Here is a 20,039-nt window from a genome sequence, read left to right as displayed (position 1 = left end):
TTAGTCCCATTTGAGCAGTGGTAATAATTGTTTATTTTCAATATCGAAGGCTAACTGACGTTTACCATCAATATCAAGAATTTCTAATTCTATATAGCTAATACCTAGATCGTTGTCGACTTCAGCTTTGACAATGTAGCCGCTGGTTTCTTTACCGACTAGGGTAAGCATATCAGATAGCGATAAACCATTTTCCTGCAGCATAACCACACCCGCAAGCTCATCGTTATCGTCTTTTTTAATACGGCCGACTTCGCGCTCTTTTAAGCTGCCATCTATGGCTCGATATTCATATTCTGTAATGGTGTTAGCTTGCTGATCGATCATCTTGAATTCATAAACCAATTCACCATGTTCGATATTCGCTTCAAATTCAGAGATCACGCCCACATGTTGCTGTTCAAGCTTCTGCACCATTTCTGTAGGCGAGGGATAATCTCCCGTAGACAGCAATGAATACAAGCCTTGTCCAGCAAACGAACTACCAGAAACTAACAATAAACCAATTAGCCAGCGAGCCATGGCTCCTCCGAAAAATAAACGCTAAACCACTTTCAATAAAGGATTATTCAGAAATCAGACGTATGCTGTCAATTTCTATTTCAATACCGCTCCACTCATCATCAACTTCACCGACAAGCTTCACTTTCGAGTCGCTTGAAACTTCGATGTCACGCAGCAGCTTATTATCGATTTCAACTTCGACATTACCGCTGTCATCACGGAAAAGGTACTTTTCATCGCCTAGGCTTTGCACTAAATAGCCTGTCAGCTCTACAGGAGTATCGTCTTTTGCTGTCGCTGCGTCAGAAGCGGTTTTAATCTGACTTACTGGACCTGGACCATTATATGCGGCCATAGCAGGAAGGGTTAACACTGCAGACAACATGATTAAACCCGTTAATTTTTTTGACATAACATAATACTCCTCTTACATGTAGGAGCACATGATATGACACGCTATATAACATCTAGATGGTGCAAAGATTAAACTTTGATCATATGCGTGAAGCCGAATCTAACTTGGCTAAATTGTCTGAAAATAAGTTACTTTTCCAGTATATGGATTAACTCAGATTTTAGCGCCACCGTTGTTTGCGTGCCGACGCTTAGGGCTAACTTTTGTGCTAAATGTAGTGGTACTTCGGCATGAATTTTATGCTGCACGCCAACGACACTTGCCAGCACTCGCACTGTCTCCCCCATGATCAACATCGAGTCGATAGTAATATCCAGTTTATTGAAGCTACGGCACAAACGGCCTTTTTTAATCGAATTGAAACGCACGCCTTGATTGGGGATCACCCAGCGGACTTTAGCACCGACATCTAAGCTTTCAAAATAGGTACTCGCAATGAGGTGCTCACCAAACTTAAGCCAGGTGATCTGTCGCTCCGCTTCTTGCGCAATCACATCGGCGTCGAAGATGTTACGCAGGCCCATCTGTTTGGCAACGGCTTCATCGCGTGGACGAGTTAATACCTCACGTGGCCTGCCTTGCTGCAACATTTTTCCTTGGCTAATCAAAATCATGCTGTCAGCTAATAACATCGCCTCATTCAGATCATGGGTCACCATTATCACCGGAATCGCTAACTGCTCTTTAAGCCTAGCGAGCTCCAGATAAAGACGCTCACGGGTTTCTCTGTCAACTGCCGAGAAAGGTTCATCGAGTAGTAATACTGACGGCTCTCGCGCCAATGCTCTAGCCAGTGCCACCCTTTGACGTTGTCCGCCAGAAAGGTGCGCAGGCAGTCTGTCGGGTAAACCATGTAAGTTCACTCGCTCAAGCCAATCTTTTGCCCGCGCTTCACGCTCGGCTTTAGGTATATGGTCCAGCGCTGCCACCACGTTCTCTAACGCGGTTAAATTAGGGAACAGTCCAAAATGTTGTGGTACATAACCTAAGTGACGTTGCTGCGGCGTTAGCTGTATGCTCTGCTGGCGATTAAACCACTGCTTATCACCGTAACAGATCTCGCCATCTTCTGGCTGAGTCAGACCTGCTATCATCCGCAGTAGCGTCGACTTACCGCCTCCTGAGGGACCAACAACGGCCAAGACCTCTCCAGCCTTACAGCTGAACTCGGCATCTAACTTAATATGTTTGGTCTGTTTAATGCGGCAATATAGATCAGCGACGGTTTGCGACATGCTGGCCTCCAACACGACGCGACAAACTCGTGGTCAATGCCAATACCGTTATCGCAAACAGCAGTAATACCAGCGACATATTACCCGCACTGGCAAAATCAAATGCCTGCACGCTGTCGTAGATAGAGATAGCAATGGTTTTGGTTTCACCGGCAATATTACCGCCCATCATCAGCACCACGCCAAATTCACCTAGCACATGAGAAAAACACAATACTATCGCGGTCAATACACCCGGCCACACCATTGGTAGCTCAATTTTAAACAATACTTTAAAGCGACTCATACCGCAGCAGGCAGCCGCATCACGCACATCTTCAGGCACGGCTTCAAATGCGCGCTGAATAGGCTGAATAGCAAAGGGGATATTGACTAAGATGGAGGCTACGACTAAGCCAGAGAAGTGAAATACCAGCTGATGCCCAAGCAGTTGCTCTAGCATTCGACCTAGCCAAGACTCACTGCCAAGCCCCACCAGCAAGTAATAACCAATAACCGTAGGTGGCAACACCAGCGGCACCATGACTAAGGCTTCTACCCAGGACTTACCGGGAAAATGTCGATAAGCCAAAAAACGTCCCGCTAGAATCGCCAGCGGGATCAAGATCAGTACAGTGACACTACTGAGCTTGATTGATAGCAATAGCGCTTCCCAATCCATTACTGTGTCGCTCTCGCAAAGCCGTAATCGGCAAAGATATCCTGAGCGGGTTCAGACAGCAGGTAGCTATAAAATAGTTTGGCAGTTTCACCCGCTTTTAGGGTTAGCACCATGCGCTGATCCAATGGCGTATAATATTCTTGTGGGATAACCACATAATTTGCACGCGCCTTAAAACGTTCCGCCGAGGCTAGCGACAAGGCAACTAAGCCACCTTGAGTGGCACCACTAAGTGCAAACTGTGCCGCTTGAGACACGTTTTCGCCAAACACCAGATAGGGTTGAATCGGTTGCCAAAGTCCCAGCTTTTGCAACACTTCTTTGGCGCGCTCACCGTAGGGAGCATGGTCAGGATTAGCGATGGCGAAGCGTTTAAGCTTATTTGCAGCCAGCAACTGCTTAAGCCCCTCTAAGTTAGGGTCAAGCGTTAGTGGCGATGACTTAGGCGCTGCAATGGCGAGTTGACCCACTGCGTATATCACCCCGTCATCGAGCGTCTGCTTAGCTTTGGCTAGCTGTTTGATATAACGCTCATCAGCAGAAAGGAACAGCTCAAAGGGAGCACCATGCCTAATCTGCGCAACAAAATTGCCAGAAGAGCCATAGGAGATCCTGACTTTACGGCCAGTCTCTTGAGTAAATTGCTTAGCGATATCATCCAGTGCAAACTTAATACTCGATGCAGCCGCTATCGCGGGCACATCTTGTGCTGCTAGCGCACCTTTGCTTATTGCTAAAAATGGCAGCAATAGAGCAAGCACCATAACCCTAAACTTCATTGAGCCGATCTCCTTGCTAAAGCGTTTGCTACGCTTTTTTATCCCACATTTTTGCAGCTTGTTCATCGGCGTCACGGGCCTCTACCCAGTTAGCGCCTTTGTCACCGGCTTCTAATTTCCAAAACGGCGCTTTGGTCTTAAGAAAATCAATCAAGAACTCACAAGCAGCAAAAGCTGCCTTTCGATGAGCACTGGTTACGCCGATAAAGACAATCTGCTCACCCAGCGCCATAGCACCCACGCGGTGAATAATCGTGACGTTATTGAGCGGCCAACGCTCACGCGCCTGCGCTTCAATCTGGTTCAATACCGCTTCGGTCATGCCTGGGTAATGCTCAAGGGTGAGATCGGTCACCGCACTGCCATCGTTAAAGTCACGTACTTTACCGACAAAAGTCACCACGGCACCATCGCTATTGTCTTGACTGATTAAGTGGTATTCCTCTGGAACATTAAAGTCCTGGGTCTGAACACGGATCATATTAACCTCCGGTAACCGGTGGGAAGAATGCCACTTCATCACCATCTACAATCGCCGCATCCCACTGGCTAATGGTTTGGTTTACAGCCACCAATAGCTTGTCAGACGCCAACACTTTGGCCCATTTATCGTCGGTAGCGGCTAGCGTTGCACGTAGACCTTCAGCGGTTTGCGTGTGCTCACCGGCTTCAACTTTTACGCCAGCGGTGCCAAGTAGTTCTCTAACTTGTGCAAAAAATAATACGTTAATCATATTGGTCTCTATACCTTAAAGTGCCCAGACTTACCGCCACGTTTCTCAGTCAAACGCACCTGAGAAATCACCATATCTTTTTGAACCGCTTTACACATATCGTAGATAGTCAGCGCCGCAACCGAAGCGGCTGTAAGCGCCTCCATTTCAACCCCTGTTTTGCCCGAAAGCTTACAAAGACTGCGGATCCACACGCGGTTATGCTCAGGTTGCGCTTCTAGTTCAACTTCAACTTTGGTCAGCATCAGCGGATGACAAAGTGGAATAAGATCAGAGGTCTTCTTCGCCGCTTGTATGCCCGCAATACGTGCGGTAGCAAACACATCACCCTTGTGATGACTGCCGCTCATGATCATCTCTAAGGTTTCACTCGCCATTTCAATATAGGCTTCAGCTCGTGCTTCTCGCTCGGTAACAGACTTATCTGTCACATCTACCATGTGAGCATTACCATCTGCATTGATATGGGTAAAAGCATTGGTCATTGGGTTTACGCCTTTTATAAAATATGGGTCATAGAATATGAATCAAAAAGAGTACCGTAACATTGGCCTCTAGTGAGGCTTATTCGGTGATTTTTTTCACATGCATCACAAAGTTACAAGGACGATGAGTTGCATCAAGTTGTTCTTTAATCAGCTTATTCCAGCCAGTCTTGCAGGCACCTGTTGAGCCAGGAAGACAGAAAACCGCAGTTTTATTGGCAATGCCACCTAAGGCACGCGACTGCACTGTCGAGGTGCCAAGCTCGGTATAAGTGATATGACGAAAGAGCTCACCAAAGCCTTCGATATCTCTATCGAATAACGGCTTTACCGCTTCAGGGGTATTATCTCTATCGGTAAAACCGGTGCCCCCCGTGGTGATAATCACCTGTACGTTATCGGATGCAATCCATTGAGAAAGCACCGAACGAATTTGGTATTTATCATCTTTGATAATCTGGCGTTCGGCAAGCTTATGCCCCGCCGCTAACAGTGCGCTTTCAAGAAAAGCACCTGATGTATCAGATTCAAAATCACGGGTGTCAGATAAGGTTAAAACAGCAATGTTTAGCGCCGTAAATTGGCTTGGAGTGCAGTGTCCCATTATGGTCTCTTATTTATCAGAGTCTAGCGACGATTATACCTAGCTTCTGACGCAACTAAGTTGCGTCAGATCAGAATTTAATTAGCCACCAATAGAAGCGAGGTGCTGTGTCACACCAGTGATGCCGTCATGCAAGAAGTGCGTTTCTTTCTTCTGCGCAAGTTGACCGTGTAAGCGCTCTATTAATTCAGCTTGTTGATCTGGTGTTTGCAGTAAATCACGCAGATCGACACCGTTTTCAGTGAACAAGCAAAGGTGTAATTTGCCTTTGGCCGATACCCGCAAACGGTTACAACTGGCACAGAAATTTTTCGCATAAGGCATGATAAGCCCAATACGACCTTGGTAATCTTGGTGACTGAAGTTTTGCGCTGGGCCATCGTCAACCGCTGGCGTATCAAACTGCCAACCCGCCTGCTCAAGCTGCAACTTGATATCGTTACCCGCTAGATGATGCGCCTTGAAATAGTCGTGACCTAAGCCCGTTTCCATTAGCTCAATAAAACGCAAATCAATAGGCGTGTTTTTAATCCAATGCAAGAAGCGCGGTAAGTCTTTATCATTAAGACCTTTAAGCAATACCGCATTGATCTTCACCCGCTCAAAGCCCGCTTCTAGAGCAGCATCCACACCACGCATCACTTCATCAAACTTATTCTCACCAGTGATCTGGTAGAACATTTTCGGGTCTAAACTATCGACCGAAATATTGATGCGTCTTAGCCCTGCGTCATACCATTCTTGGGCATGCTTAGCTAAGCGATAACCGTTTGTCGTAGTCGCAATGGTATTAATCTTATCGTTATCTTTAACGATACGAATAATATCAGTGAAGTCTCTTCGCAAAGATGGCTCGCCACCTGTGATACGGATCTTCTGAGTACCGACTTTTGAAAAAGCCGAGACTAAATGTTCGATTTCGTTGAGATCGAGAAATTTAGGCTTACCGTCTGGGCGGTAGCCATCGGGGAGGCAATACGTACACTTAAAGTTACATACGTCAGTGACTGACATACGTAAATAATGAAACCGTCGACCAAAGTTGTCTTGTAGTTGGGACATGATCACCTTTCCAAGTAAGGGGAGGTGAGAGCATTTCTTTTCTCACCCCGGTGGCGTTATTGCCACGGCTAAAAACCCGTATCTGTCTCGACGTAGGGTAAGAAGCTCGGAGAACCGTCAATCTTGATTATAGGCGTATTTCTGTGACAAACCATACCCCAAGAGCCAGAATTGCTGGCCAAAAGCACCAAATGCAAAGATTTTGTGACAACGATCATGCAATGAGCTGCTTAAAATATCTGCACTGTTATCGTGGAAACACTGTGCCCTTGAGCGATTTTCAGGTAAGGTGAACTAAAACATTAAAACACCCGTTTATAGTGTTGTTGACTCAATTAGCGCTATTGTCATCGGGGGAGAAAGAAGGAAAGGTGATCTGATGGAACGCGAATCGATGGAATTCGATGTTGTAATCGTGGGGGCGGGTCCCTCAGGATTAGCAGCAGCATGTCGCTTAATGCAAATATCTCAAGATAGTGGCCAAGAGCTAACCGTCTGCGTAGTCGAAAAAGGCTCCGAAGTGGGTGCGCACATTTTATCTGGCGCAGTATTCGAACCCAAAGTACTTGATGAGCTATTTAACGATTGGCGCGATAAAAATGCCCCTCTACTTACCGCTGTCACCCATGATGAAATTCACATGCTTAACTCGCCAATCGACGCGCGAGCCATGCCAAATGCGTTTGTACCAAAAACCATGCACAACCAAGGTAACTACATCATCAGCGTCGGTAACCTATGCCGTTGGTTAGCTGAGCGTGCTGAAGAGTTAGGTGTCGAAGTCTTCCCTGGTTTCCCTGCAAGCGAGTTGCTATTCAACGAGGATGGCAGCGTTAAAGGCATTCAAATTGGTGACATGGGTGTTGGCGAAGACGGTCAGCCCAAAGATGGCTATGAGCCAGGCATGGAGCTGCACGCCAAATACACCGTATTTGCTGAAGGCTGCCGTGGTCACTTAGGTAAACAGCTCATCGACAAGTACCACCTCGACAATGGCAAAACCCCACAACATTACGGTCTAGGCTTTAAAGAGATCTGGACCGTACCCAGCGAGCAACATGAGCTCGGTAAAGTCGTGCACACAGGCGGCTGGCCATTAACTGAAGGCGCCTCTGGCGGCGGCTTTATGTATCATATGGAAGATAATCAGATTGCAGTGGGCTTAATTGTCGACCTTAACTATAAGAATCCACATTTAAGTCCGTTCGATGAATTCCAGCGTTATAAGACTCACCCAGTTATCGCTCAAACGCTAACCGGTGGTGAGCGTGTTGCATACGGCGCAAGAGCTATCACTAAAGGTGGTTTAAACTCACTGCCTAAACTGACCTTCCCGGGCGGTATGATTATCGGTTGTGATGCTGGCACACTCAACTTTGCTAAGATCAAAGGCACTCATACCGCAATGAAGAGCGGCATGCTAGCTGCTGAAACACTAGCACAGGCCATGATGGCTGGGGTTGAAGCGGGTAAAGATCTCGATTGCTTACAAGACAGACTTGATAAAAGCTGGCTTAAAGAGGAGCTATATTCTTCCCGTAATTTTGGCCCAGCTATGCATAAATTTGGTACCTATCTTGGCGGTGCATTTAACTTTGTCGACCAAAACTGGTTTGGCGGTAAGCTGCCTATCACCCTAAGGGACGAGAAACCTGATTATGCGCAGATGGCAGAGTCGAGTGCCTACAGCAAAATTGATTACCCTAAGCCGGACGGTAAGTTAAGTTTTGATAAGCTTTCTTCAGTGTATCTCTCAAATACCTTCCATGAAGAAGATCAGTTATGTCATCTACGTTTAAAAGATGTTCGTATTCCAATTGATGTGAACCTGGTTAAATTTGATGAGCCTGCCCAGCGATACTGCCCTGCTGGCGTGTATGAAATTGTCGAAGAAGCAGGTGAGAAGAAGTTTGTTATCAACGCTCAGAACTGCATTCACTGCAAGACCTGTGACATTAAAGATCCAAGCCAAAATATCACCTGGGTAACCCCTGAGGGTGGCGGTGGACCAAACTACCCTAATATGTAGCATCCAATATATAGTTTGATTGCAGAACTAAATAAAGAGCCAAATAAAATGCCTATCGGATATTTCCAATAGGCATTTTTGTTTAAGGTATCTTACCTAGGCGGTAAAGAAATTAATAAACCCTAGGCTTAATGAAGTTAATCGTCAGCGGATATTTATAACTCTCACCCTCGCTTGCTTTAATTATCGCGATAATAGTAAAGACGATATCGGCTATTGCGAATAGCGCAATGAGAATAAAACCAATACCCACCAACATCAAAATGGCACTCACAGTGACATAGATAAGCATACTGATTTTAAAGTTTAAACAGTTACGACCGCAGCTCTCAACCAGAGGAAACTCATCACGTTTCATTAACCAAACGATTAAGGGCCCTAAAATACTGCCAAACGGGACAAGGTAACCAGAAAAACTAGCAACCTGTACAATAATCCCCATATTTTTTTCATCTTGCGTCATACACACCACTCCTTGCATTAATTGTGGCCATTAGTTAGCCCCTTATCAGATAAAGCCTTAAGGAGTTTGTGGGCCATACAGGCGCATTTGCCAATCTTCGATGGCATTGTTCTCTATTCGTCGCTGTAAACTATTGACCCAGGCAGCCGCTAAACCTTCGCAATCAAGCAAACGTTGATATTGCTCTGCGTTAAATTCTGGCAAGAAATAGATATGCATAGCCTCTGCCACACTGATATCCGTTAAGCGCTTAATCCGCTCGATGGTATCGGTTTCAACAACCGTGCCGGGCTTTAATACTCGGTAAAACCAACCACATCGTCCACTTTGCTGCATCGCCAAAGCAAACTCATTATGACCAAACTGTAAATTGAGCTTAAAACAGGGAGAGCGCGGCTGAGTTACTTGCAGTTCGACCTCACCGATTTTGATGATATCGCCAATATTCACCTCGGTTTCATCTAAGCCAACAGTACTGATATTCTCCCCCATAGCAGGGGCATCTTTAAAGCTCGCCATCATGTCCCAGCGACGATACTGACCATAATGCTCCCGAGGGAAATGATGCAACACTCGATCGAGTCCACCATGGTGCTTAACATCGGCCTGAGCATCTCCGGCAACGCCTTGGATACCGACTTGCAATTGAACCGCACGGCGCTTGTGATTAATCCCAGAGGTCACGCTACCTAGCCCAACGATGACTTCACCCTGGTATAAGCCTGAGATCTGCTCCACTAATGTTTGAGGTGCCATTAATATCTACTCTGCTGAAAAACTTGAACTATCCTAACATCGTCAGCAAAAGATGCAGTAACTTGATTTAGGCTGAGGCCCCCAGAGCTAAGCAATAGAAGACCCCCCACATTTCTGTAGCCTAGGGCACGCGCTAATAAGACAGCACGACTCGATTACGTCCTTGCTCTTTGGCTTGATAGAGCGCGATATCGACACGATTAATCAGGTCTTCGGCATTTTCTGTTGCCCGGTGCTGCGCAGCACCACAACTCAAGGTGACATTGATTTCACAACCATTGACGCGTAATAGTCGCTCAGCCACCTGCTGCCTTATCTTTTCGGCTAGCTCACTACTCTGGCTTAAACTGCTATTAGGCAGCAAGATTAAAAACTCCTCGCCGCCCCAACGACACAACAAGTCATCCTCTTTAAGCTGACTTTTGAGCATATGGCTAACGGTTTGGATAACCAAGTCACCAATATTATGTCCGTAAGAGTCGTTGACCTGTTTGAAATGATCGATATCGACTAATAATAGCGATATCGGCCTATTATCAAGCACTGATCTTGCCAATGAATGAGCAAAATGTTCTTCAAAAGCTTGTCGATTAGCCGCGCCAGTGAGCTTGTCGGTTGATGCCATCAATTCCAACTTACGTTGATACTTCCCCAGAGTCATATTGGCGATTATCAGGATCCCAATAGTCACCAACAAACTTAAACCGATATTTATCCAAAAGGTGGTTAACAGCTTTTGCTCTCCCCGCGCTTCATTCTGTTCCACAATTAAGTACCACTTAAACTCCGGCACTAAACGGCTATTAAGGAAGATGGTGTTGCCATCTTTTTGATACGAAAATGCGGTGCTTGGGCTGGTCAGTATTCTTGTTGCAAGCTTTTCAAGCCCAGGACTCGTTTGCAGCGTCGACGCGCCACTATACTGCTCACTCTGCAGAGTAATGTTGCCTTGCCTGTCACTAAAATATACGCTGCGATTATAACGAGTCTGATAGAGCTCGATGAGATGCTTTACACTTTCAACCGCTAACCCTACCCCTGTCACGCCGATAAAGTTACCTTCAAAGTCAAACACCTTATAGTTAACGTAAATAACGGTTCGATTTAGATCTGCTGAATCGGGATCAATATTGACCTCAAAATGTTCAGATTCAGGTAGAGAGCGAACTCTAAAATACCAAGCATCCTCAGGATCAATATCTTTAATCTGTTTGAGCACGCCACTTGAGTGGTAATACTTACGTGAGGCTTCGGAAACAAAAAAGCTAGTGACTGTGCCGTACTTCTCTTGGATCTCTTTCAAATAGCGAATAAGTTTTTCTGGATTCTTTTCTTGGTTAAGGGTCCAATCACGAACAAAAGTATCTTGCGCCATCAATGACGAGATAAAGATAGGCCTAAGCAGATCTTGTTGAATTTCAGAGTAGATATTGTCACTGGTCAGTGGCAGGTTATTATCTTTAACCTGTTCACTGAGTGAATCGTGGGCGACTTGATAACTGATCCCACTGGTCACCACGAAGGCAACTAATAACAATAAGGATAAAATCCATATAAAGCGTTTCTTATCGTTAAAAAACCTATCGCCCATAAACCGTCCTTGCTTAACATCTAAAGCCACAGTCAATAAAACCTAGCCAGCGTTAACTATTTGTTAAATTTTCTCAATCGTAACTGAAAACCCATGGGCTCGCATCGACTTTTAGTCTTTTTATAGCGATTTGATAGAGGCTAGAAAAAGAAAGCCCTGTCGCAGTGACAGGGCAAAAGGAAGTGAAAAAGTTACATTCAGAGATGATTCAATACCAATTCTAGGCTGAATTGATGTCAGTGACATGACACCAATATGACAAGCTCATGGCGCTTCAGTGAGATATTGCTTTAAGCCTTTTCCAGGAATAGAGCTATGACACGCCACTGCAAAGCCGGACCAAATAGCGGCCTCTTGCATCGATTCGATAATATCTTTATGACTCACTAAGGCGTGAATCAGCCCTGCCGCGTAGGCATCGCCTGCACCAGTTGTATCCACAACGTTACTCGGGACTGCCGCAACCGTTACAGGCTCTGCTGCGCTATATAAGATCGCCCCGTTTTCGCCGTCGGTAACCACAAAATATTTGAGATTGTCACCCGCTATCGATGTTGCAAAATGCCAAAGATCTCCATCACAACGGCCCTGCATATCACTTAAGGATGCGATTAATACGTGGCATGGGCGCGGACGTTGATCTTTAGCCAGTTGGGCGACGACCCAACAATGCTGCATTGCAGTTTTGGCCCAACTCACCGCCCCTTCGCTTGAAGAGTTAATATAAAGGGCATCAATATTTTGCCAGTTCGGTGGTAATGGTAATTCAAACTTAGGTCGCTCAGGCCGGATAATGGTTCGCTCACCATCCGGCGTCATCATCAGTAGCATCTCACAAGTATTACCCGCGCGGCGCTGGATCAAGCTGCAGTTAATCCCCTGAGTACTGGCTTCGGCTATCAACCAATCACCAACATCATCACGGCCCACCTCGGTGACAAGGGTGACTTGGTTACCCGCCCACACTAAACCTATGCCCGTGTTAGCTCCGCCGCCACCTAAGCGCTGACCACCATCTTGATAATGGAATCGCCCACCGGGCTTGATAGGTTGATTTAGGTTAAAAATACGATCGCAGTTGAGGTTTGCTACCAACAAGATATTCGCCATAACAGCTCGATATAAGCAAGAGTTCACTCGATAGTAAGAGATTTTATTCAGGGTTCCAAGCTCTGGCCAAGAAATCAACAAACAAAGCCTCTGTAATGCTTTTATTACCAGCGATGTAAGCGATCTCTTAAACTAATGTGAGAGCTTATAGCCAGTGGCTTTAGCCCTGTTTTTTCAATTTACGGGTAACTTATTGAAAAAAATCCACTCCATACAGAGTAATTCACTGGGTATAAGCTACCCTTATCGTATCTGAGTTGATACTGCGCTATGCAAATCAAATTTACGATTTATGATATTGGTAAGCCTACTTACAGGATAGTTGAATGGACTCAATTATTGGCATCCACGAGCAAATGGAATTTGGGGCAACGCCAGAGGCCCAGCTTACTCGATATCAAGCGTGTTTAGTGGAATTCGAACAGCTGCAATATACCGATGAGTACGTATTGCAGGTCAAAGAAGATATCAAAAAACTACAGGCGATGATCGCAAAAAAGGGTGAACCCTAACGCGATCACCCTTCTAAATTTATAAGCTACAATATTACATGTCGCAGGCTTTAAGCGGCTTGCGCAACTGAGCTCGTACGTTATCCATACCTGAATAGAACTCTTTCATCATCAGTAAGCCCATCATCTTACCGTTATCGGTCACAATCAACTTATCAGGGTCAGTTGGATCGTTCTTAATCGCACCGATGGCTTTCATCGATGTCATCTCTTTAAACAGAGCGGTATCAAGATTTACACCAAAAGTATCGCGGAAATATTTACGCGATAAACGGCCAGAGAACATACCGAGTAAGAAACGATATTGCATCACTTCCTTACGACCATAATTCTTCTGTTGATCAACACCCATACGACCATCAGCAATGCGTTCTTGGTAATTTCTGAGTGAGAATGTATTCACATAAAGCGTGTCATTTAAGAAACTAAATGAACCTGAACCGACACCTAGATACTCATCATAATCGATAACGTATTCATCAAAGCCTTCGTTATTCGCCTTACCAAACGCCCAAGCTGATAACTGGTTATATTGACCATTCAAGCTATTCAGGATTTGACGATACTGACGCGCCATATCACCATGGGGGGCTGCTAACTTACCTTTGACACTCTTACGTGTTTGGTGAGTAATCATCAGCGGATAAGTCGTAATTTGGCGAGGGTCCAAACGAGAGGCCATATCCAAGTCATGCTGGATCACCTCATCGGTCTGGCCACGGAAGCCAAAAATAAGATCGACGTTAATGATCGGAAACAGCTCTTTAGCCGCCATAATCTTATCGAAAGTCTCTTGTCCAGAACCGAACTTATCAAGACGGTCTGTCATCGCGAGGATATCATCATTAAAGCTCTGCACCCCGATCGACATACGATCGACCAAGCCTTCTAGCTGTTTAAAGCCAGGGCTATCTAAGTGCTGTGGATCTGATTCACACGACACTTCTTTTATACTTGGGAACAACTTCTTTGCGTGCTCGATGGTACGGGCAAGCTCATCTTCTAATACGGTTGTGGTACCGCCACCGATATACATAGACTCGAAGTCATAGCCTAACGCTTTAACCATATCCATCTCTTTACGCAAAGAGATAAAATAGGCGCGTGCCTTATCTTCTTTAAATAGGAAGCGGTGGAAGGTGCAGAATGAACACAAGGTGTGACAGAAAGGCACATGCGCATAAAGCATGTATTTCTTACCCTCAATTGGGTTTGGCATCATTTCAGCTGAAACGGTGTCCAGTCTTAAATTGCGATCAACATAAAACTGCATGACTTTCTCCATACCGCTAATCATCCAGTTAGGCGTGGTGATATTGGCGCTATAGGGTTGAGCAGTTCCAGGCAAAATAATTGAAGACATAAAAGTTCCTATAAGAAGAATGCTAATGACAAAAGAATCGGAAATTGGAATGCAATTGAGGTGAACAAAATTAGCACGTTAAATGAGCATAAAACGTGATTAGGTTATAATTTAGCGTTTCCTATCAATGAAATGTAGTTTTTTTTGTTAAGCAGATCATACTTTAGCGATTGCGCATAAATTGTACGACGAGTACTTAATATAAAAACACCCCAGCTACGAATAGCTAGGGTGTTTAGGCGTTAAGCATAAAGAGGATTACTCTTTGTACTTAAGCGTACCGTTCTCTTTGATCTCATCGAACCAAAGATTGTGGTGTTGGCTTGCCCAAGTTTCGTCACAGTAACCAGAAACCATACACTCCATACCACCTTCAGACATAACCGTTGCCATGAAGATATGCACGATTGAGAAAGCAGTAATGATGATAGCACTGACAGAGTGAAGCACTAACGCAACCAGGCTTAATGTACGGCTAGGCTCGAACAAGTTCGGGAATAGCAATAACATACCAGAAGCAGAAATCAGCAGGCCAAAGGCAGCGAATGCCCAGAACCATAACTTCTCACCCGCGTTAGCAAAACCTGCGTCAGGATGCTTACCTTTAAATGGACCGAAGTTGATGTAACCACCAACAACCATCATCCATTTAATGTCGTACATCTTAGGCATCTGGTTCTTAGCCCATAACGTTACCATTAGCGCCCAACCCAACATGAATGGGATCGCCATGATGTCGTGGACTTGCTTAGCAGCGTTTACCATACCAGCCCATAGGCCTTCACCGATGTACGGCTGAACGAAGTAACGACCAGCAAGTAGCATTAAGCCTGTCAGAATCAATAGCAGACAAGGGATCGCACCTAGCCAGTGAATTGATACGTCAAACTTAGACCAGCGGTAAACCAGCTTGCCTGAGTAACCACCGTGAAGCTTAGAAATGCCATTCACTTTGATAAACAGAACAAAAATAATGATCATGCCGAAAAGGGCAGCCATTAACGCTGGAGCAAGAATATCACTACGCAATTCAAGCACACGTAGGTCATACGTGTTGATTGCTTGACCGTGGAACTCACTTGTTGATGTTGTACGGCCTTCTTCGCCAGCTTTTAGCTGAGCCCAAATTTGACCGTTGTTAACTTCAATAGTGTCGCCCACTTTGTCAGTAGCATGAGCGAAAACAGAGACACTGAAAAACAGTGCAATTGCTACGCCTATGTGTTTTAACCATTTGTTCATAATACGTCCTCTTTTACCACTGGGTGGCTCAAGAAAATGAGCCACCTAGGGTACGTTGGATGTTAGTCAACCTAAGTTGATTAACCCCAAACTGCGTTTTTAGAACCACGGTATGCAACACGCTCACGGAAGATTGCAGAAACAACTTCTGCGTCACCCGCTAGTAGCGACTTAGTAGCACACAGTTCAGCACACATAGGTAGCTTGCCTTCAGCAATACGGTTTGCACCGTACTTCTGACGCTCTGCTTCAGAGAAGTTCTCTTCTGGGCCACCGGCACAGAAAGTACACTTGTCCATCTTACCGCGAGCACCGAAAGCGCCGCCTTGAGGGAACTGAGGTGCACCAAATGGGCAAGCGTATAGGCAGTAACCACAACCGATACAAGTATCTTTGTCGTGAAGTACGATGCCATCTTCAGTCTTGTAGAAACAGTTTGCAGGGCAAACAGCCATACAAGGTGCATCGCTACAGTGCATACATGCTACTGAGATAGACGCTTCGCCTCTCTCACCATCATTGATAGTCACTACGCGACGACGTTGAATACCCCACTCTAGAGCAGAGTCGTTTTCGTTCTTACATGCTGTGACACAACCGTTACACTCGATGCAACGCTTGGTATCACATAAAAATTTCATTGTAGCCATTCTGGCAATTCTCCTAGCTAATTCTGCTATTACGCTTTAGTGATCTGACACAGCGTTGCCTTGGTTTCCTGCATCTGAGTCACAGGGTCATAACCATAAGTCATTGCAGTGTTAGCTGATTCACCAATAACGTAAGGAACAGTACCTTCTGGATAGTTAGGCGCTAAGCTTTCACCTTCCATGACACCCGCAAAGTGGTAAGGCATCCAAGTTACACCAGGCTTAACGCGTGGAGTGACCATAGCCTTAATCTTAATGCGACCGCCTTCAGCACCTTCTAGCCATACTGTGTCACCGTCTTGAATGTTACGGTCAGCAGCATCAGCAGGACTGATTTCAACAAACATCTCTTGTTGAAGTTCAGCCAACCATGGGTTTGAACGCGACTCTTCACCACCACCTTCATACTCAACTAGACGACCAGAAGTCAGACCTAGTGGGTACTTATCTGTGTTGTCCACCTCTTGGATTGACTTGTACAGAGTTGGTAAACGATGAACTTGCATATCGTCATAAGTTGGGTACTTAGACACAAGATCACGACGAGGCGTGTATAACGGCTCACGGTGAACAGGCACTTGGTCTGGGAATGTCCAAACGATACAACGCGCTTTAGCGTTACCGTATGGGATACAACCGTGCTTCATCGCTACGCGAACGATACCGCCAGATAGATCGGTCTTCCAGTTTTTACCTTCTGCTTGCGCTTTTTCGTCAGCAGTCAGTTCATCCCACCAGCCAAGCTGCTTAAGCATAGCGGCAGAGAATTCTGGGTAACCGTCTTGGATTTCAGCGCCTTTAGAGAAGCTACCGTCAGCCAAGATGTTTTCGCCTTTATACTCAACACCATAACGTGCACGGAAGTTACCACCGCCGTCTAGAACATGTTTGCTTGTGTCATACAGGATCTGTGTACCAGGATGCTTCTGCTCTGGCGTACCCCAACATGGCCAAGGTAGACCATAAGTTTCGCCTTTAGCAGGACCGCCAGCAGCTTCAAGAGTCTTGTTGCTGAAGGTACCCCAGTTCATTGTGTGCTCTTTAATACGCTCTGGGCTTTGACCAGACATACCAATCGTCCACATACCGCGGTTAATTTCGCGAGTGATGTCTTCGATAACAAGAACGTCGTTGGCATCTTTAGCGATACGCTTAGTATATTCGTTAGCAAAACCAAGCTTTTGAGATAGACGGTACATGATCTCAAGGTCGGTCTTAGATTCGAATAATGGCTCGATAACCTTTTCGCGCCACTGCTGGCTACGGCCAGAGTTAGATACTGAACCTTCAGTTTCAAACTGAGTTGCAGCAGGCAATAGGTAAACACCATTCTTACGACGGTGCATAACACCCGCCATAGTTGGGAATGGATCCACAACAACAACAGTGTCCATCTTGTCTAATGCATCACGTACGTCGCGCTGACGCGTTTCAGTGTTAACTGATTGACCCCAGAAAAATGCCATGCGAACACGATCTTTCTGAGCTAGCTTTTCAGGTGTTTCTAAAACACCGTCGTGCCAACGTGAACAAGGAATACCAGGTGTGTTCATCGGAACGCGACCTAAGTATGAGTTTTGATCGAAACGACCTTTAACCCAGCTAGGATCTAGTTCCCAAACGTTAGTCCAGTGATCCCATGCGCCTGAAGTCAAACCGTAATAACCAGGAAGGTTGTCGAACAATAGACCTAAGTCAGTCGCACCCTGAACGTTATCGTGACCACGGAAAATGTTAGTACCGCCACCAGATACACCCATGTTACCTAGGGCTAGCTGAAGGATACAGTATGCACGAGTGTTCGCGTTACCCACGTGATGCTGAGTACCACCCATACACCAAACTACAGTGCCAGGACGGTTGTCGGCCATAAGCTTAGCGGCTTGGTAAACTTCTTCTTCGCTACATCCAGTGATGTCTGTAACTTCTTTTGGTGGGAACTTCTTCGCTTCAGCGCGAATGCTTTCCATCTCAAATACACGCTCTTTAATGAACGTCTTATCTTCCCAACCATTTTCAAAGATGTGCCAAAGCATACCGTAAATGAATGGGATATCCGTACCTGGACGCAGTGCACAGTGAAGATCAGAGTGAGCTGCTGTACGAGAGAAGCGTGGATCAACAACGATTAATTTAGCGTTGTTTTTCTCTTTAGCGATCAAGATATGCTGCATTGCAACAGGATGCGCTTCAGCAGGGTTTGCCCCGATGAAGAAGATTGCGTTTGCATTCTGGATATCGTTGAAAGAGTTAGTTTGCGCACCGTAACCCCAAGTGTTAGCAACACCGGCTACCGTGGTAGAGTGACAAATACGTGCTGAGTGGTCGACGTTGTTCGTGCCCCACATAGCCGCAAATTTACGATACATGTAACAGCCTTCGTTCGAGAACTTAGCGCTACCCATAAAGTAAACAGAGTCTGGACCTGATTCTTTACGAATGGTCTGCATTTGGTCGCCAACTTCGTTGAAAGCCTGCTCCCAAGAGATTTTCTTCCACTTGCCATCAACAAGCTTCATTGGATACTTAAGACGCTTTTCACCGTGACCGTGTTCACGAAGTGCAGCACCTTTAGCACAGTGACCGCCCGCGTTGAATGGGTGATCGAAAGCAGGCTCTTGACCTGTCCATACGCCATTTTGAACTTCTGCGTAAAGACCACAACCTACCGCACACGCACTACATACAGTACGTTTGATTTCAGTTGGTACATCATGTGGGATATCTTTGGCTTCTGCTTTGCGCATCATGCCTGTACCCAACAAAGAAGCCGCAGCAATACCACCAGAGGTGATACCAGCTTGCTTCATAAACTGACGACGGCTAATACCTAGAGATTTTTTCTCTACCGTAGATGCCGCGTTGGATTTGCGAGTTAACTTCATCGCTTAAATTCTCCTAAACTAGCCGCGTAAGCTATTGTAATAACTGCGGATATGCGCAGTTTCATGATAGCCATTGTCATTGTTCGAGCTGACTTTACTTTCACTTGCTTGAGCAACACTCACGCCCGTAGCGGCGATAGCAACACTTGCAGTGCCACCAATGGTCAGTGCTTTCAGCAAAGATCTGCGGTTCAGATCAGGCTGTTGCTTCTTCATTTTTACTCCTGGTAGAAAGGAATACTCTGGTTATAAAAACTTAAGATACGTTTAAAAATTGGACGGCATACACTTCAACTGAATCATTTGTAAATAAAGTGATCAACATTGTAAAAAGCGTTTACTTATTAAAGGTATCCATTCAAATCACCTGCGTAATATAAAGAATTTTATGTCAGGAAAAATTGATCTGAATCTGGTTAAATTTCTACTTTTGGCCAAATTTTACCGAAAGTGTTAAGTAGCGCATATTTACAGAAGTGTAGACGGTATATAGCACTAAAAATTTACGCTTTACGAGTTGAGGTTGATTAACAAATAATTAGCAACTACAACACCTTAAACTCAATCTATAAGCTTAATAGCAACTATTACCATTTATTCCATCTAATGCCTACTTTTTAGACAAATGTAGTTGTTTCAGGAGTCAAAACATTAGCGCGAGAAGCTATGGAGAGGAGCCACAAATCTGTCTGTACACAAAACGTTAATATATCTTAACGACTGCAGTAAAAACGTTACCTTTCAAAACAGTCGGTTTGTATATATTCGTTCGCTTTACTATTTAGTTTATGAAGGGAAACCTGCGTCAGAGGGAAGCGATTTCAATCGCTCTTACTTTAACGAGCCTAATACTGATCACTATAGCAAGCGATCGACTTAGAGTCTGAGGGATCCCCAGGAATTTAATAGCATGCTTGTGGATCCCGAACTAAGCCTTGCAGTGTCTTAATGGCCGTTCG

21 protein-coding genes and 1 riboswitch are annotated in these 20,039 nt (G+C 45.3%); of the genes, 2 read left to right on the top strand and 19 right to left on the bottom strand.

Features of this window, described 5'->3' with window-relative positions:
- The 10 genes from ACVBIO_RS14840 to moaA all read right to left on the bottom strand — a co-directional run bounded on the left by ACVBIO_RS14840 (position 1) and on the right by moaA (position 6,479).
- On the bottom strand, positions 1-522 hold the full coding sequence (locus tag ACVBIO_RS14840; protein WP_447159072.1) for a PepSY domain-containing protein: 522 nt from the start codon (positions 520-522) through the stop codon (positions 1-3).
- Between the two features lie 43 nt (positions 523-565).
- Entirely contained in the window at positions 566-916 is a 351-nt protein-coding gene (locus ACVBIO_RS14835) for a NirD/YgiW/YdeI family stress tolerance protein (RefSeq protein ID WP_447159073.1), read from the bottom strand.
- Positions 917-1,047: 131 nt separating this feature from the next.
- A complete protein-coding gene (locus ACVBIO_RS14830; RefSeq protein WP_447159074.1) occupies positions 1,048-2,154 on the bottom strand; it encodes an ABC transporter ATP-binding protein in 1,107 nt (368 codons plus the stop codon).
- Positions 2,135-2,815 (bottom strand): molybdate ABC transporter permease subunit, encoded by a 681-nt coding sequence (gene modB, locus ACVBIO_RS14825; protein ID WP_447159075.1) that lies wholly within the window; start codon positions 2,813-2,815, stop codon positions 2,135-2,137. The genes ACVBIO_RS14830 and modB overlap by 20 nt, the downstream gene beginning before the upstream one ends.
- Complete coding sequence (gene modA, locus ACVBIO_RS14820) at positions 2,815-3,594, bottom strand: molybdate ABC transporter substrate-binding protein (RefSeq protein WP_447163099.1); 780 nt, start codon at positions 3,592-3,594, stop codon at positions 2,815-2,817. The genes modB and modA overlap by 1 nt, the downstream gene beginning before the upstream one ends.
- Before the next feature lie 28 nt (positions 3,595-3,622).
- Positions 3,623-4,075 (bottom strand): molybdopterin synthase catalytic subunit MoaE, encoded by a 453-nt coding sequence (gene moaE, locus ACVBIO_RS14815; RefSeq protein WP_447159077.1) that lies wholly within the window; start codon positions 4,073-4,075, stop codon positions 3,623-3,625.
- A 1-nt stretch (position 4,076) separates the two neighbouring features.
- Entirely contained in the window at positions 4,077-4,328 is a 252-nt protein-coding gene (moaD, locus tag ACVBIO_RS14810) for a molybdopterin synthase sulfur carrier subunit (RefSeq protein WP_447159078.1), read from the bottom strand.
- A gap of 8 nt (positions 4,329-4,336) precedes the next feature.
- Positions 4,337-4,813 (bottom strand): cyclic pyranopterin monophosphate synthase MoaC, encoded by a 477-nt coding sequence (gene moaC, locus ACVBIO_RS14805; protein ID WP_447159079.1) that lies wholly within the window; start codon positions 4,811-4,813, stop codon positions 4,337-4,339.
- Positions 4,814-4,892: 79 nt separating this feature from the next.
- Positions 4,893-5,417: a molybdenum cofactor biosynthesis protein B gene (gene moaB / locus ACVBIO_RS14800; RefSeq protein WP_447163100.1), complete on the bottom strand. Its 525-nt coding sequence runs from the start codon at positions 5,415-5,417 to the stop codon at positions 4,893-4,895.
- An 81-nt stretch (positions 5,418-5,498) separates the two neighbouring features.
- Positions 5,499-6,479, bottom strand: a complete 981-nt coding sequence (moaA, locus tag ACVBIO_RS14795; RefSeq protein WP_447159081.1) for a GTP 3',8-cyclase MoaA — start codon at positions 6,477-6,479, stop codon at positions 5,499-5,501.
- Positions 6,467-6,603, bottom strand: a riboswitch (molybdenum cofactor riboswitch). (Overlaps the previous gene by 13 nt.)
- A 255-nt stretch (positions 6,604-6,858) precedes the next feature.
- On the opposite strand from moaA, the gene ACVBIO_RS14790 reads away from it, so the two are divergent.
- A complete protein-coding gene (locus ACVBIO_RS14790; RefSeq protein WP_447163101.1) occupies positions 6,859-8,508 on the top strand; it encodes an electron transfer flavoprotein-ubiquinone oxidoreductase in 1,650 nt (549 codons plus the stop codon).
- A gap of 112 nt (positions 8,509-8,620) precedes the next feature.
- Here ACVBIO_RS14790 and ACVBIO_RS14785 read toward each other — a convergent pair whose 3' ends face one another.
- The 4 genes from ACVBIO_RS14785 to ACVBIO_RS14770 all read right to left on the bottom strand — a co-directional run bounded on the left by ACVBIO_RS14785 (position 8,621) and on the right by ACVBIO_RS14770 (position 12,428).
- Positions 8,621-8,971 (bottom strand): DUF4870 domain-containing protein, encoded by a 351-nt coding sequence (locus ACVBIO_RS14785; protein WP_447159083.1) that lies wholly within the window; start codon positions 8,969-8,971, stop codon positions 8,621-8,623.
- A 57-nt stretch (positions 8,972-9,028) separates the two neighbouring features.
- Entirely contained in the window at positions 9,029-9,727 is a 699-nt protein-coding gene (locus tag ACVBIO_RS14780) for an MOSC domain-containing protein (RefSeq protein WP_447159084.1), read from the bottom strand.
- A 133-nt stretch (positions 9,728-9,860) separates the two neighbouring features.
- The gene (locus ACVBIO_RS14775; protein ID WP_447169125.1) at positions 9,861-11,318 is read right to left on the bottom strand and encodes a sensor domain-containing diguanylate cyclase; all 1,458 of its coding nucleotides are present in this window, start codon (positions 11,316-11,318) and stop codon (positions 9,861-9,863) included.
- Positions 11,319-11,582: 264 nt separating this feature from the next.
- The gene (locus ACVBIO_RS14770; RefSeq protein WP_447159086.1) at positions 11,583-12,428 is read right to left on the bottom strand and encodes a PfkB family carbohydrate kinase; all 846 of its coding nucleotides are present in this window, start codon (positions 12,426-12,428) and stop codon (positions 11,583-11,585) included.
- 326 nt (positions 12,429-12,754) lie between these two features.
- Here ACVBIO_RS14770 and ACVBIO_RS14765 point away from each other — a divergent pair, with 326 nt between their 5' ends.
- Positions 12,755-12,940: a hypothetical protein gene (locus ACVBIO_RS14765; protein WP_447172906.1), complete on the top strand. Its 186-nt coding sequence runs from the start codon at positions 12,755-12,757 to the stop codon at positions 12,938-12,940.
- A 34-nt stretch (positions 12,941-12,974) separates the two neighbouring features.
- On the opposite strand, the gene ACVBIO_RS14760 is transcribed toward ACVBIO_RS14765, so the two are convergent.
- The 5 genes from ACVBIO_RS14760 to ACVBIO_RS14740 form a co-directional block, all read right to left on the bottom strand.
- A complete protein-coding gene (locus ACVBIO_RS14760; RefSeq protein ID WP_447159088.1) occupies positions 12,975-14,303 on the bottom strand; it encodes a coproporphyrinogen III oxidase family protein in 1,329 nt (442 codons plus the stop codon).
- Between the two features lie 258 nt (positions 14,304-14,561).
- Complete coding sequence (locus tag ACVBIO_RS14755) at positions 14,562-15,545, bottom strand: formate dehydrogenase subunit gamma (protein WP_447172905.1); 984 nt, start codon at positions 15,543-15,545, stop codon at positions 14,562-14,564.
- Positions 15,546-15,625: 80 nt separating this feature from the next.
- Positions 15,626-16,195 carry a formate dehydrogenase FDH3 subunit beta gene (gene fdh3B / locus ACVBIO_RS14750; RefSeq protein ID WP_447172904.1) on the bottom strand — a complete coding sequence of 190 codons (570 nt, stop codon included), beginning with the start codon at positions 16,193-16,195 and terminating at the stop codon, positions 15,626-15,628.
- A 29-nt stretch (positions 16,196-16,224) separates the two neighbouring features.
- Positions 16,225-19,080, bottom strand: coding sequence for a molybdopterin-dependent oxidoreductase (locus tag ACVBIO_RS14745; RefSeq protein WP_447172903.1), 2,856 nt, complete (start codon positions 19,078-19,080; stop codon positions 16,225-16,227).
- Between the two features lie 18 nt (positions 19,081-19,098).
- The gene (locus ACVBIO_RS14740; protein ID WP_447159092.1) at positions 19,099-19,296 is read right to left on the bottom strand and encodes a twin-arginine translocation signal domain-containing protein; all 198 of its coding nucleotides are present in this window, start codon (positions 19,294-19,296) and stop codon (positions 19,099-19,101) included.
- Between the last annotated feature and the right edge of the window lie 743 nt (positions 19,297-20,039).

Source organism: Shewanella sp. 0m-8 (assembly GCF_052977265.1).
This window is presented reverse-complemented; position numbering and strand designations above follow the sequence as displayed.

Bases quoted from the DNA above. Each gene is read 5' to 3' on its own strand.
- fdh3B (WP_447172904.1), bottom strand. From the start codon at position 16,195: ATGGCTACAATGAAATTTTTATGTGATACCAAGCGTTGCATCGAGTGT.
- moaA (WP_447159081.1), bottom strand. From the start codon at position 6,479: ATGTCCCAACTACAAGACAACTTTGGTCGACGGTTTCATTATTTACGT.
- ACVBIO_RS14740 (WP_447159092.1), bottom strand. From the start codon at position 19,296: ATGAAGAAGCAACAGCCTGATCTGAACCGCAGATCTTTGCTGAAAGCA.
- ACVBIO_RS14775 (WP_447169125.1), bottom strand. From the start codon at position 11,318: ATGGGCGATAGGTTTTTTAACGATAAGAAACGCTTTATATGGATTTTA.
- ACVBIO_RS14840 (WP_447159072.1), bottom strand. From the start codon at position 522: ATGGCTCGCTGGCTAATTGGTTTATTGTTAGTTTCTGGTAGTTCGTTT.
- ACVBIO_RS14770 (WP_447159086.1), bottom strand. From the start codon at position 12,428: ATGGCGAATATCTTGTTGGTAGCAAACCTCAACTGCGATCGTATTTTT.
- moaC (WP_447159079.1), bottom strand. From the start codon at position 4,813: ATGACCAATGCTTTTACCCATATCAATGCAGATGGTAATGCTCACATG.
- modB (WP_447159075.1), bottom strand. From the start codon at position 2,815: ATGGATTGGGAAGCGCTATTGCTATCAATCAAGCTCAGTAGTGTCACT.
- moaE (WP_447159077.1), bottom strand. From the start codon at position 4,075: ATGATCCGTGTTCAGACCCAGGACTTTAATGTTCCAGAGGAATACCAC.
- ACVBIO_RS14830 (WP_447159074.1), bottom strand. From the start codon at position 2,154: ATGTCGCAAACCGTCGCTGATCTATATTGCCGCATTAAACAGACCAAA.
- moaB (WP_447163100.1), bottom strand. From the start codon at position 5,417: ATGGGACACTGCACTCCAAGCCAATTTACGGCGCTAAACATTGCTGTT.
- ACVBIO_RS14765 (WP_447172906.1), top strand. From the start codon at position 12,755: ATGGACTCAATTATTGGCATCCACGAGCAAATGGAATTTGGGGCAACG.
- moaD (WP_447159078.1), bottom strand. From the start codon at position 4,328: ATGATTAACGTATTATTTTTTGCACAAGTTAGAGAACTACTTGGCACC.
- ACVBIO_RS14785 (WP_447159083.1), bottom strand. From the start codon at position 8,971: ATGACGCAAGATGAAAAAAATATGGGGATTATTGTACAGGTTGCTAGT.
- modA (WP_447163099.1), bottom strand. From the start codon at position 3,594: ATGAAGTTTAGGGTTATGGTGCTTGCTCTATTGCTGCCATTTTTAGCA.
- ACVBIO_RS14760 (WP_447159088.1), bottom strand. From the start codon at position 14,303: ATGTCTTCAATTATTTTGCCTGGAACTGCTCAACCCTATAGCGCCAAT.
- ACVBIO_RS14835 (WP_447159073.1), bottom strand. From the start codon at position 916: ATGTCAAAAAAATTAACGGGTTTAATCATGTTGTCTGCAGTGTTAACC.
- ACVBIO_RS14790 (WP_447163101.1), top strand. From the start codon at position 6,859: ATGGAACGCGAATCGATGGAATTCGATGTTGTAATCGTGGGGGCGGGT.
- ACVBIO_RS14745 (WP_447172903.1), bottom strand. From the start codon at position 19,080: ATGAAGTTAACTCGCAAATCCAACGCGGCATCTACGGTAGAGAAAAAA.
- ACVBIO_RS14780 (WP_447159084.1), bottom strand. From the start codon at position 9,727: ATGGCACCTCAAACATTAGTGGAGCAGATCTCAGGCTTATACCAGGGT.
- ACVBIO_RS14755 (WP_447172905.1), bottom strand. From the start codon at position 15,545: ATGAACAAATGGTTAAAACACATAGGCGTAGCAATTGCACTGTTTTTC.